This window comes from Chryseobacterium sp. R2ACT005, assembly GCF_049949215.1.
In the GTDB taxonomy this organism is placed as follows: Bacteria; Bacteroidota; Bacteroidia; order Flavobacteriales; family Weeksellaceae; genus Chryseobacterium.
In genome coordinates this window covers 2,289,929-2,303,232 of sequence record NZ_CP188192.1, presented here as the reverse complement: position 1 = coordinate 2,303,232, position 13,304 = coordinate 2,289,929, and the positions used below count along the sequence as shown (strand labels likewise).

At 35.0% G+C, this 13,304-nt stretch carries 12 protein-coding genes; 8 read left to right on the top strand and 4 right to left on the bottom strand.

Features of this window, described 5'->3' with window-relative positions:
• Nucleotides 1–245 precede the first annotated feature (245 nt).
• The 8 genes from ACPF63_RS10600 (at nucleotide 246) to ACPF63_RS10565 (ending at nucleotide 9,006) form a co-directional block, all read left to right on the top strand.
• Nucleotides 246–1,616: a L,D-transpeptidase family protein gene (locus ACPF63_RS10600; protein ID WP_426482987.1), complete on the top strand. Its 1,371-nt coding sequence runs from the start codon at nucleotides 246–248 to the stop codon at nucleotides 1,614–1,616.
• Nucleotides 1,617–1,623: 7 nt separating this feature from the next.
• Nucleotides 1,624–2,499 (top strand): universal stress protein, encoded by an 876-nt coding sequence (locus ACPF63_RS10595; RefSeq protein WP_426482986.1) that lies wholly within the window; start codon nucleotides 1,624–1,626, stop codon nucleotides 2,497–2,499.
• A 131-nt stretch (nucleotides 2,500–2,630) separates the two neighbouring features.
• Entirely contained in the window at nucleotides 2,631–3,839 is a 1,209-nt protein-coding gene (locus ACPF63_RS10590) for a PAS domain-containing sensor histidine kinase (protein WP_426482985.1), read from the top strand.
• Nucleotides 3,840–3,844: 5 nt separating this feature from the next.
• On the top strand, nucleotides 3,845–4,897 hold the full coding sequence (locus tag ACPF63_RS10585; protein WP_426482984.1) for a response regulator: 1,053 nt from the start codon (nucleotides 3,845–3,847) through the stop codon (nucleotides 4,895–4,897).
• 31 nt (nucleotides 4,898–4,928) lie between these two features.
• A complete protein-coding gene (locus tag ACPF63_RS10580) occupies nucleotides 4,929–5,333 on the top strand; it encodes a hypothetical protein (protein ID WP_426482983.1) in 405 nt (134 codons plus the stop codon).
• A gap of 85 nt (nucleotides 5,334–5,418) precedes the next feature.
• The gene (locus ACPF63_RS10575; protein ID WP_426482982.1) at nucleotides 5,419–5,850 is read left to right on the top strand and encodes an Hsp20/alpha crystallin family protein; all 432 of its coding nucleotides are present in this window, start codon (nucleotides 5,419–5,421) and stop codon (nucleotides 5,848–5,850) included.
• Nucleotides 5,851–5,955: 105 nt separating this feature from the next.
• Complete coding sequence (locus ACPF63_RS10570) at nucleotides 5,956–7,323, top strand: MBL fold metallo-hydrolase RNA specificity domain-containing protein (protein ID WP_426482981.1); 1,368 nt, start codon at nucleotides 5,956–5,958, stop codon at nucleotides 7,321–7,323.
• A gap of 741 nt (nucleotides 7,324–8,064) precedes the next feature.
• Nucleotides 8,065–9,006 carry a pentapeptide repeat-containing protein gene (locus ACPF63_RS10565; RefSeq protein ID WP_426482980.1) on the top strand — a complete coding sequence of 314 codons (942 nt, stop codon included), beginning with the start codon at nucleotides 8,065–8,067 and terminating at the stop codon, nucleotides 9,004–9,006.
• 663 nt (nucleotides 9,007–9,669) lie between these two features.
• Here the strand turns inward: ACPF63_RS10565 and ACPF63_RS10560 are convergent.
• The 4 genes from ACPF63_RS10560 to ACPF63_RS10545 are packed head-to-tail and all read right to left on the bottom strand — an operon-like array spanning nucleotide 9,670 to nucleotide 13,303.
• Entirely contained in the window at nucleotides 9,670–10,896 is a 1,227-nt protein-coding gene (locus ACPF63_RS10560; protein ID WP_426482979.1) for a cytochrome-c peroxidase, read from the bottom strand.
• Nucleotides 10,897–10,906: 10 nt separating this feature from the next.
• On the bottom strand, nucleotides 10,907–11,302 hold the full coding sequence (locus ACPF63_RS10555; protein WP_426482978.1) for a DUF3995 domain-containing protein: 396 nt from the start codon (nucleotides 11,300–11,302) through the stop codon (nucleotides 10,907–10,909).
• 19 nt (nucleotides 11,303–11,321) lie between these two features.
• Nucleotides 11,322–11,891: an anthranilate synthase component II gene (locus ACPF63_RS10550; RefSeq protein ID WP_426482977.1), complete on the bottom strand. Its 570-nt coding sequence runs from the start codon at nucleotides 11,889–11,891 to the stop codon at nucleotides 11,322–11,324.
• On the bottom strand, nucleotides 11,888–13,303 hold the full coding sequence (locus ACPF63_RS10545; RefSeq protein WP_426482976.1) for an anthranilate synthase component I family protein: 1,416 nt from the start codon (nucleotides 13,301–13,303) through the stop codon (nucleotides 11,888–11,890). The genes ACPF63_RS10550 and ACPF63_RS10545 overlap by 4 nt, the downstream gene beginning before the upstream one ends.
• Nucleotide 13,304 lies beyond the last annotated feature (1 nt).

Sequence of the window (13,304 nt, the reverse complement as noted above, 5' to 3'; positions counted from 1 at the left end):
CATCCCAAAGGTCACGAACCTGCATGAGAAATAATATGACAGGTATCACTGCAAAAAATGATACTGATCAGTTCAACACTTCAATCCTTTAAACGCATAAAATTTTAAATCGATTTGCATTTAGTAAGTATTTGGAAAGCGTTGAAAAAAACAGATTAAAGTATAGCGATATCATTATTTTTAGTGATGGCAGTCATTATTTGACAGTATGGTAATTTGGAAATTTGTGGTATAAACTTCAGATTATGAAAGCTTTTTTAACATTCACCATTATTCTTTGCTTTACAATAATTACACAAGCTCAGGATTTGAAAACAACAAACGAGATTACTTCTTTACTTAAAGACAATGGTACGCTCTCAAAGCTGCATTATCCGCAATCGGTTATTAAGTTTTATACCGGAAATAATTCTGAATATGCGTGGATAACTCCGGAGAAATCAGATCAGCCTGAAACTGCAATGTTACTGTTGGAATATTCCTATCGATTTGGTCTTTCTTTATCTGATTATCATTGGGATGCCATTTCTCTTCAGAAATTAAGAAAATTGCGAGATACTCCTGTTGAAGAGAATCAAAAGGAAAAAGCTGAGTTCGATATTCTGATGACGGACGCCCTTATCACATTCATCAATAACATGCATTTAGGGAAATACAACCCTTTGTATAAATCATCATATATTGATTCCAATGATATAAATGGATTTCGATCCGACCATATACTGCTGAATGCAAGACAGCAGACAGATTTTCTTAAGACAATCCTTGAGGTTCAGCCTAAAATAAAAGAATACACGGACTTCCAGAACTATTTAAATACTCTCTATGAGGAAGATGACTGTATAGCTCCACAAAGGGAATCTGAAAAAATCATCATCAATATGGAGCGCTTACGGTGGATTGATACCCATGATACTTCCTATATCCTGGTCAATATTCCTTCCTATACATTGAAACTTTATCACCAGGATGATGTATTTGATTTTAAAGTGATTGTAGGAAAGCCAACCACCAAAACGCCAGTTTTGAGCAGCAGTATTCATTATTTTACAACAGCGCCTGACTGGAAGGTTCCCCAAAGTATTTTCATAAAAGAAATGCTGCCTAAAATCTTAAAAAGTCCTCAGTATTTAGAGAACCATCATTATTCAGTTTATGATAAAAATGGAAATCAAGTTGAAATAAGTTCATCAAAACTAAAAGAGATCCGTCAAAACCCTTACCGATATAGTATAAGACAATCATCCGGATGTGATAATGCATTGGGAGCGGTGGTTTTTAGATTTGACAACTCTTATGGAGTATATCTCCATGATACTTCTCAAAAACAATTGTTTAGTAAAGATGAAAGAGCTTTGAGTCACGGGTGTATTCGTGTTGAGAATGCTAAAGAGCTGGCAGCTCTCCTATTAAAAAACGATGGTTTAGGAAACAAGATTCCTGTTTTGGAAAATGCAATGTCAGAATATAAAAGAAAAGATTTTGTTCTAAAGCAACCTGTTCCGATTATTATAACCTATCTGACCTGTCTTATAACGGATGGAAAGCCTGTATTATATAAGGATATTTACCATTTAGATGATTCATTAGAAAATATGTTTAACCAAAATAAATAATCAGATTATGAGAACGATTTTAGTCGCTACAGACTACTCAAAGTCAGCGCGAAATGCTGCCTTTTATGCTCTGCATTTAGCCAATGCCCTGAAGACCAACATCGATTTATGCCATGCCTTTGGGTTACCGATTGAAAGTCCAATGCTTGGGCAGATCGCGTGGTCTGTATACGAATATCCAGATTTATATGAAGAAAATACAAAAGAGCTTAAAAAGTTGGTAAAGGCACTGGAAGACAGAGAAAAAGTTGTATGGGGAGATGAAGCTTTCCCATTTCATCCTTCAATACATTATGGAAGTGAGGGAGGCGACGCCGTTCATGTGATTAACAATATGGCAGCCGAGAAAAAACCGCTTCTTATCGTCATGGGTATGCAAGGAGCAGGGATGCTTACCCGTTTTATTTTCGGAAGCAACAGCATACAGATGATTGAAAACACAAAGTATCCGCTTCTTTTAGTTCCCTTAAACCATAAATATAATGGGCTTAAGAAGATTGCTTTCGCTACAGATCTGAATAAAAAAGACATAAAAACAGCCCAATTATTAATTGAATTTGCCAAATACTTTGATGCTGAGCTTTTAATTACCCATATTATTCAGAGTGATAATGATGTGATCCAGGATGTTGATTATGAACATAAGAAAGAGGCATTTCTAAAGAACCTTAATGGTAAAATTTGCTATAACTGTATATATAGTGAAAATATAGATTATGGCTTGGAAATATTAAAATACAAAGACATCGATATGTTAGTGATGGGCCATCATGACAAAAGTTTTTTCAAAAGACTATTTTTGGGAAGTCATGCCGCAAGACAGGCTGTAGAATTGGAAATTCCACTATTAACGATTCCTGAAAATTGTCATATTCATTTTTGAATATTTGAATTAATTATTACATATAATTGTTTATAATAAAAATAATATTGAATACGAAAACATTTTCATAGTTCATATATGTTCATTATGCTAAAATGTATAACTTTATATGGCTGCATAATAGAATAACTATGGAAAGTGCCAAACTGTTGCAAGCCATTATTGAAACGGCTATTGACGGTATTATAACCATTGATGACAAGGGAAGGATAGAAAGCCTGAATCCCTCTGCACTAAAAATATTTGGTTACAAAGAACAAGAATTAATCGGGAAAAATATCTCAGTATTAATGCCGGAACCAGACAAGAGCCGGCATGATGGTTATCTACTCAATTATCAGACTACCGGAGAAAAGAAAATCATTGGAAAAGGAAGGGAAGTCAGAGGATTAAGAAAGGATGGGACACAATTTCCTTTTAGGCTTGCTGTAAGCGAAGTACAATATCAGGATAGGATGATTTATACAGGTTTTATCCACGATCTTTCCAAAGAAAAAGAAGCGGAAGAATCTCTTAAAAGGTATGCTGGTGAGCTGGAAGAATTAGTCGAAAACCGTACAAAATCACTAAAAGAAATGCTTCATGAATTGGAGGTGGCCAAGGAAGAAGCTAATACATCGCTGGAAAAAGAAAAAGATCTTAACAAAATGAAAAGCCGGTTCGTATCAATGGCATCACACGAGTTTCGAACCCCTTTAAGTTCTATGCAGCTTTCTGCCGTACTTATTGAAAAATATCTTCAAACTTCAGACAATATCCAAATATTAAAACATCTCCATAAGATAAAAAATGCAATTGCCAGTTTGAATTCCATCCTCAATGATTTTCTTTCCTTAGAAAAATTGGATACCGGAATTGTAAAACCCCATTATGATTCATTTGATATTGTTAAGTTTTCAGAAGAACTTACAGAAGAAATGCAGCTTATCACCAAAGAAAATCAAATTATAATTTACCAGCACACAGGATCAGAGAGTGAAATCAATTTGGATCAAAACTTATTAAGAAATTGTTTAATGAACTTAATGAGCAATGCTATAAAATATTCAGGAGAACATACGTTGATTGAATTCTCTACAGAAATAAATGAAGATAGGTATGTGTTTTCAGTAAAGGATAATGGAATAGGAATACCCGAAGGAGACCAGTCCGGTCTTTTTCAGCCATTTTTCAGGGCGCATAATATAGGAAATATTCCCGGAACAGGTTTAGGTCTCAATATTGTTCAGCGGTATGTAGATCTCATGGATGGTCGGGTTCATTTTGAAAGTAAATCAGATAAGGGTACTGAGTTTACCTTATCATTTCATAAAAATTCAGCTAACAACACTCCAATTTAGTACCAATGGAAAAGACACGCCTACTGATAATCGAAGATAATGATGATATCCGCGAAAGCACTGCGGAGATTCTTCAGCTTGCCAGTTATGAAGTATTTCAGGCTTCTAATGGTAAACAGGGAGTAGATCTGGCCATTAAGCATATACCGGATGTGATATTATGTGATATTATGATGCCGGAGCTTGACGGGTATGGGGTTTTACATCTTTTAAGCAAAAGAGAGGATACTGCGCTTATCCCTTTCATTTTTATAACGGCAAAAACGGATCGGATAGAAATCCGAAAAGGAATAGAAATGGGGGCGGATGACTATCTTACTAAGCCATTTGATGATATAGAACTCCTCAGTGCTATTGAAAGCCGATTGAAAAAGAAAGAACGTCAGAAAAGCCTTTATAGCAATATTCTTAGTCAAATGACCAATTTATTTCATGGTTCGCACGGACTTGATGAATTAAAGAAAGCTTTTGATGAACGAAAAGTCAAATCTTTTAAAAAGAAGCAGATTATCTATTATGAGGGTGATACTGCAAATGCTGTTTATCTTATTATATCAGGCTCAGTGAAAACAACAAAAATGACAGAAGACGGAAAAGAATTCATGACAGCAGTCTACAGTCCGGAAGAATATTTTGGAATCACTTCATTATTTGCAGGAAAAGAATATAAAGAGACGGCTGAAGTATTGGAGGATACTACCTTATGCTCAGTTCCCAGAGAAGTTATTGATCAACTACTGTATAAATATCCGGACATAGCGGAAAAATTCATCAAAATTCTTGCCCAGAATGTTATTACCCACGAAGAGCAGCTATTGCAGCTTGCTTATTTTTCTGTGAGAAAAAGAATGGCGGAAGTCTTACTTAAGCTCCATACAAAACATCCTCACACTGAAAATTTTGAAATTTCAAGAGAAAACCTTGCTTCTATGGCTGGAATGGCTATTGAAACGGTAAGCAGAATTCTGAGTGATTTTAAAGAAGAAAATTTAATAGATAGAAATGCAGGCAGGATTACGATACTGGACGTTTCACGTCTTCAAAAATTAAAAAACTAATCTCTGTCACTTTTTATAATGATTTTATACATTGAATAGTGATAATGGGATCTATACATTTGATGATTCAAAAGACAGTATGAAAGTCATCGTTTATCATATCAGCCAGGAAGATAAAAAGCTTCTGGCTTTGGCTAATCGTAAAAAACATAAAATTACGATTATAGTAGATCCTTTAAATGAAGCTACCGTTCATTTTGCAGAAGCAAAAGATACTGCCATAATCATTGATCAGGAAAACCTAGTTTCAAACAGTCTTATTTTTAAACTTATATCCTTTGGAATTAGGTATTTTATATTCAGATTCCAGGAACAGGTTCCTGTGGATGTACCAATAATTCAGGATGCCGGATTGAAATACATTATCATTACAGATTCAACATTGAGTATTTCCTCAATAATTAAAATTCTCGATGCCTGGGAAAAAAGTGATTAGCATCATTTCAAAACGCAACGATCGTCATAATTTAAAAATTATTTCTCTTATACCTTTGAAGTATAAACCTTAAAATAATTGTGTTATGAAAACTTTGGAAAAAACCAATCCATCAAATGGATCTCAATCATTAGAATCTCTGGTAGAAGATTTTTGGAAGAATGATGATCTTGTTAATCAGTTGGCTAAAACGGAGCCAACAGTTAACATTATTGATAAAAATGGTGTTTATAAGCTTAAAGTATCAGCTCCGGGATTTAAGAAAAAGGATTTCAAAGTTGCAGTTGAGGACGGAACATTGATCATTAGTGCTGCAACCAGTGCAGAGAAAAAAGAAGAAAAAGAAAATTATGTCAGAAAAGAGTTTTCAGCTTCCTCGTTTGTCCGCAGTTTCCGCTTACCGGATAGTATTAGTTTAGGCCATATAAAAGCCAATTATAAAGGGGGATTATTAAATATTACCATTAATAAATCTAATCTGGATAAAAAAGAAGTAAAAGAGATCAAAATACGCTAAAATTTTTCAGTATTAATTCATAAAAACCTATTGCGCATTCAGGGAATTATTCAAGTATCAGAGCCAGAATAGGCCGTTGCGCAACAGATTTATAAAACTAAAAAAATGGATACTATTATTTTAAAATCTCTTGGAGGAGCCGAAACAGTTACCGGATCCAAGCATTTATTAAAGACCTCGGAACTTACTATATTAGTAGATTGTGGAATGTTTCAGGGCATTAAATCTTTGCGTGAACAAAACTGGGAATCATTAAATGTCGATGTTGCTGAAATAGATATTGTCATTCTTACACATGCTCATCTTGATCATTGCGGTTATATTCCTCTTCTTGTAAAAAATGGATTTAAAGGTAAAATTTACATGACTGAGCCTACCAAAGAATTAGCAAAATTGATTTTACTCGATAGTGCAAAGCTGCAGGAAGAAGATGCGGAGAAAGCGAATTTTCATCATTATACCAAACATAATCCTGCAAAACCGTTGTATACGATAAATGATGCTGAAAGATCTTTTAAACAATTTTTTACGGTTAGTGAAAACACTGCGATCAAACTTAGTGATCATATTCAATGCAGGTTTAAACCCTGCGGGCATATTATTGGAGCCTGTTCTGTGGAGATCAAATGTTTTGAGAAAACGATCATTTTTTCAGGAGATATCGGACGGGCTCACAGCACTATTTTACCTCCTCCTGATTTTTTCACCGAAGCGGATTTTATAGTGATGGAATCGACATACGGAGACAGACTTCATAACAATACCAATTTATATGATAAATTGGAACACTGGATCAATCTCACTGTTAAAAACCATGGTAATATAATTATTCCCAGTTTTGCTGTAGGCAGGGCACAGGAGCTTATTTATATTCTTTATCAGCTCAAGGAACAGAACAGAATCCCTTACAATCTTCCTGTAATTATGGATAGCCCAATGGCTGCTTCTGCTACGGATATTATGGTTGAATATGCTGAACACACAATTGTTAATAAAGAAAAATGGCTGGAAATTATTGAACAGGTGAATATCAATAAAGAATATACGAATACTGAAGAAATAGTTCATAATAAACAAAGTAAAATAATAATTGCCGGCAGTGGTATGATGACAGGAGGGCGTGTTCTTGAGTACTTAAAGCATGATATAGGAAACAGCCGGAATACCATATTAATTGTTGGGTTTCAGGCAGAAGGTACTAGGGGAAGAGCATTGCTTAATGAATCTCATGAGTTAAAAATTCACGGAAAATATTATCCTGTAAATGCAAATGTTATTGAATTGACAGGATTATCTGCACATGCTGATCAATCTGAACTGATGGAATGGATAAGGAAATTTAAAAATTCTCCACAACAGATCATGCTTGTTCACGGTGAACCCTCTGCCCAGGAAGCATTACGAGTTAAAATTCAAACAGATTTGAAAATACCTGTTAAAATTCTGATAAAAGATATGGAAGTGGTGTGTTGAGATAGGAATGATATTGTTCAATTCACTTAAATTTACTCTGATGCACTCTTCAACTCGTTGTAGATTATATTGCCGCCTTCGAAAAAGAAAAGATAGAATAATTCAAAATTAAGACCTGAGCATTTTAAGCCAGTAATTAAGATTTAGTAAGTTCAAGAAGTCGAATTTTACAAATATTTAAAAAAATAGTGTCAACTGTCTCTAGTTGGCGCTATTTGGCTTTTTGGTGACCAAGACGAGTATATCTTCAAACACTTTTATCGATGAGTTGGTTAGATTAAGTCAAATTAAAAATGAATTATATCCCTCCAATTTATCAAACAAATTCTATTATACTTTTGTTTAATGCAATTAAGTTTTCAACACTTGTAGAAATTACTGTTGGAATAATAACTGTTTATTTGGCTGTTTCGTTCTTGTACCCATAAACCGAAGAGATATCGAAACATTTGGTAGAAGATTTGGAAAGAATTTCTGAAATTTCTAAAAAATGTATCGATCGTTGTCAGAAAAAGGGAAAATAGGAGCAGAAATTTATATTATAATATTTTAGTGAGAATAAGTATCATCATTGTATACTTTTATTCGTCTTTTTGATGAAATGACTGTTTATACCACTATAAGTTGTCAAAAAACAACAGTAAGTAGTGTAATTACAACTACTGCGATCCGGCTTTATGATAAAACTGACTATAATGTGTTTTACATTTGCCCTGTAGAAAAACTAAAATAAAAAATAATATGAATACCAAAATGATTGGCAGTAAAATTACTGAAGCACGAAAAAAATTAAGTATGTCACAAGCCGAGCTTGCTAAACATGTATTTGTAAGTCCGCAGGCAGTTGGGAAATGGGAGCGTGGGGAATCATTGCCAGATATTATTACTTTAAATCAGCTGACAAAAATCCTGGATGTTGATCTAAATTATTTTTCAGAATATCTTCAATCTAGAGATGAGGCAGTACATAAAATAGATGGTAACGCGACCACAGAGGCAGATCAGATTATTCAGAGAAGTACTGATGCATCTGGCATTCGGGAACCAGAATTATTGATCAACTTCAGTGGTAGCAATTTAGCAAAAAGTGATTTTGCAGGTGTTATAGCCCATAAAAGAAAATTTTATGGAAGCTCTTTAAGCGAATCTGATTTTTCGGGTGCAGATTTAGTTGGCAGTACTTTTACGGGGAATGATATGCGTAAAGCTAATTTTGACGGCGCAAACCTGACTGATTGTGTTCTGTCTGTCAGTGACCTTTCAGAGTCAAGTTTTAATGAAACTATTCTCGTACGCACCGAATTCAATAAGTCGGGACTAACCCAGGCAAAGTTCAATAATGCAAAACTTACCAATGTAAAGCTAATTAAGACCGATCTTACTAAAACAATGTTTGAAAACTGTGTTTTTGAAGGGGTAGATTTTGACTATTCCGATTTGAGGGGAGTATCTTTTGATGGGCAAACCTTTTTAGGCGTTAAATTTCATAATGGAGCATTGAATGAAGTCACATTTATTGGCGCGACCCTTAAAAATGTTTCATTCCGTTCGACATTTGCTTTGACGAATAGATATTATCGTGCTATTAAGACTATACGTTTTGATGGTGCAATGATGGATAAATTAACATATGCAGCACTCAAAGGGATTGGAGCAGATTTGTCAAAAGTTACTATGATTTGAGTATAAAGTATAAAACAGTATACACCAAATCATTGGGGCTGCATTATAATAACCATAGCAAAATGATACCCTCTGTTATCAAAATGAGAGGGTAATTATTTTACATATTTTTCTAAAATATACAGAAATGCCCGGAAAGACTGATTTTTTATATTTAAACATTTTTTTTGCCAGTCATTTGATCGCAGAGAACATACTGAATAGAAACTTTTTGATTGGCAGTCCATCACAAGCTTGGGGCTGTGATAACTTATTCCCAAACCAAAGATGTTTTTTTATAGCTAACAGGAATATAAATTTGTACGACAGAAAAATAATTGGCTGGAGTTTAAGTTAGGGGATGAGTAATGATTAGGCAAGTTTAGCCGCATGGAAAATGGCTGTCAAAAATAGAAAAGCTGACCATGGATTAATTCTTAACTCAGATAGAAGAGTTCGATATGCAAGTAAAAATTCATCATGATTCTTGAATTTTATAGTGTAAAGAGAAGAAAAAGCGGAAAAGATAGTTGTTTGTATAATGCAGTAGCTTAAAGTTTTTTCAAATCATTGCAAACAAAATTGATTTAAAATAAAATATACAAAATTATTTACTTTTTAACAAGAAAAAACCGCCTCAGTTGTGAGACGGCTTCTTTTCATTAAGCATAAATTTGAAATGTACTATTGATTAATAAAAGGATTTGACCATTTTTTATCCGTATATATATTTTTTCCGGAAAGGGTTTTAAGAAATGCTACAAGTGCTTTTTTTTCTTTTTCTGTGACTCTTAGGTTATCGGCAAGTGCCAAACGTATATCCAGCTTAGGATTCTTGCTGCTTTTTGGCACTTTATTATAATGATCTACAACACCTTCTAAAGTGGTAATAAGCCCCGAATGCATCATCGGTCCGTTGGATACCCCATTGCTGTTTACAAGATCCCGTAAGGAAGGAGATTTCGTAACGTTAATATCAATCCCGTTACTGTTGATTATATTGATAACTCCGTTATTACTGGAAATAGGAGCTATACTGAATTCAGGAGCTCCATGGCATCCGGCGCATCCAAGCCCACCAGCTATACGATCACCCCCGATCAGTAAACTCAGCACAGGGATCTCAAGGAAAAGCTTTTTGCCTAAGTTTTCTTCTGCTGTAAAATTCGAGAATGAAGAAAAATCTGAAAAAGACTTAGCTCTGCCCTGATCATATTTAGAATCAAATGAGGTAATACTTCTTACAAACTGAGCCAACGCATTCTGTATTTTACGTTCAGTAATATCAGAACTTCCATATGCTTTGGTAAATAATTCCTGATAGTAAGGTAGACCTTTAAGTCTGGTAATGAGATCATTCACTGAAAGGTCACCATTACTGCCACTAAATCCCATTTCTATATGATCTTTAATCGGCATTGTGGTTTGGGTTTCTAAAGAGGAAGCTCTTTCATCCCAGAAAAAACGGGATTCAAGGGAAAATCTTGTATTGACCAGTCTCATGGAATGTCTTCCTGTCTGTCCGTTCACCCCTTGGCTTGCAATGCTGTTGTCTCCGAATGCCAGTTCTTGTTTATGGCAACTGGCACATGACACCGTATTGTTAGAGGAAAGCTTCTTATCATAAAATAAAACCCTTCCCAAGGTGGCTCCTGCATCTGTTATCGGGTTTAGAAAGGGAGCGTTGTCTTGAATTATATACGAAGGAATCTCCTGATCTGAATAGTTTGCCAAATTATTCAGATCAATGTTATTTCCAAACGTAGCTGTTAAAGCACTGGACCTTTTGTAGTGGGACAAAGCTGAAACTTCAGGATCTGTTTCGGAAATAGGGTCATAAAGAGCATCGTTTTGACATGATACTATGCCCAGCATTATGAAGGGCATAAGGAATAATTTTTTGTTTCTCATATAAAAGTATTTAAAATGTGTTAATTAGTAATAATGTCAAAAAGCTAATCAGCACGCATAATGGCGTGTAGATAAATGTGTCTCTTTGGGAAAAGGGAGTGTTTTTTATTTTCCTAAAAAAACCGATGTATCTAAAATCTCCTACTGCTCTTATAAAAAACAGGAAAGTGGTTATCCATAAAATAGGCAGCGAAAATCTGCTGGGAAAGACAATTGCTGATGCTGGTGGCAAAAAACAAAAGCCCGTAATGAGACAAACGAAAGCACCCGGTTCAAAAAGCGGAATTTCGTTTTCTGTTGTGGGAACTGCCAAATCCTTACCCCATGTCCCTCCTAATCCCCAATAGATGTGCAGAAATGATATTGACAGAATAATAATCAATAAAATATACCCGGTTATATTCATATAATGTTTTCCTTGATTTTTAAGATTTAAGCCAGTTTTGTATAATATATTTTCCCTTTGGGGTAAGAAAACTCTCAGGATGATATTGCAGTCCCGTGATATCATATTTTTCATGCCTCAGAGACATGATTGTGTCCTGATCATCAGTAGATGTTATGACCAGGTTTTGAGGCAGATTACAGTTTTCCACCACCCAGCTGTGATATCTTGCGACTTCAATATAATCAGGCAATTCTGTATAGATTTTCTCATTTTTGTTAAGTGAAATTATGGAACTGACTCCGTGATAAACTTGAGAAGTATTGATAAGGTGAGCTCCAAAAGCGACTCCTATGGCCTGATGCCCTAAACAGATACCCAATATTTTTTTTGAATGCTTATAAGTCTCAATCAAAGGAATGCATAGCCCGGCATCTTGCGGTATTCCGGGACCGGGAGAGAGGACTACAGCATCATAATCCTGTGCTATTTCCAGCTGGAAGGCATCATTCCTGTAAACGTCAATCTTATAGTTACCACATTCGGAAATTAGCTGTTTAAGGTTGTAGGTAAATGAATCATAATTGTCTACTAGCAGTATTTTTTTCATAAGGCATATGATGTAAATTCTTTTAACGTGTTCAGAATTAAGGTGATTTTATTGTTTACTTCTTCCAGCTCTTTTTGAGGATCAGACGATATGACAACGCCTGCTCCGGCACGGTAAGTCATCATTCCGTTTTCGAATAAAGCACTTCTTATAAGAATGCAGGTATTGATATCATTATTAAATCCTATCCAGCCAAGTAATCCTCCATAGTATGAACGACTGCTGCTTTCTATATCATCAATAAGCTGTACCGCCTTGTATTTAGGCGCTCCGCTTAATGTTCCTGCGGGTAGAAACTCTTTGACCAGGCGGATCGTATTAAGCTTTGTATTTAGTTTTCCCTGCACCTGGCTTACCATATGGATAACATTATTATAATGTTCTATGGTCTTCAGTTTACTGATGTGTACATTTTTTGCATATCTGCTAAGGTCGTTCCTTGCCAAATCAATAAGCATATTGTGTTCTGCATTTTCTTTAGGGTCTGCTAGCAGCTCTTTTTCCAGTAATGCATCTTTTTCTTTATCCATTGTTTTTTTATAGGTTCCTGCGATGGGTTTTACTATTGCCAAACCATCTAACGAACTGAAATGGGTCTCTGGTGATGCTCCTGCTATTGTATAGTTTTCTTCTTCCAGGAAGAAATAATATTGGGCACTGTTGTTTTTCAGCTCCACAAAAAATGTCCACGGATCGCCTGCATAGTTTCTGGAAAATCTTCGGGAAACAACCAGCTGGAATACATTCCCTATCTGGCAGTGATGTTTTGCTTTGTTCACTTTTTCTAAAAACTCTTCCTCCGTGCAGTCTTTTTCTTCTGCGTCGGATACTGAAAATCCTTTTAATCCAGTATTTAAGGTGTCTTTCAGTTGTTCTTTCATTTCTGTGATCTCATCACTTTCTCCATTATAATAGTTATTGATGCAGACAACTTGTGAGAGGGTGATATTGAAAACATAAATATATCGGTATAGAGAAAATTTAAAGAGTGGTAACTGGCTGCTTTCTCTTTCGTCAGCATATTTTTTCAGAGAAATATTTTCTATAAGCTGTATAGAATCATAGCTGCTGAAACCTAAAAGACCATTATACGGATGAGAAATATTTTCTGGGGTGTTTTTTTTCTGCCATTCAGCTGTTTTATCCCAAAAATTCAGCTCGTCAGTTTCTATGGTTTCTGTCTTTTCACCTGATCTGTATTGAAGCTCATTCACATTATTTGACTGTAATGAGGCAATAGATTCTGCCGCAATAAAAACCAGCCTGTGGTTGTCATTGTTTACAGCTTCAGAAACTTCAAACCAAATAGAACTTGTGGCTTTCTGCCTCAGAGAGTTATAAAAACTCTTCATATCAAAGTTTTCGGGGTAATCTGAACTTATATGAGAAGAAAAGATCTTAGTTTCTTTCATG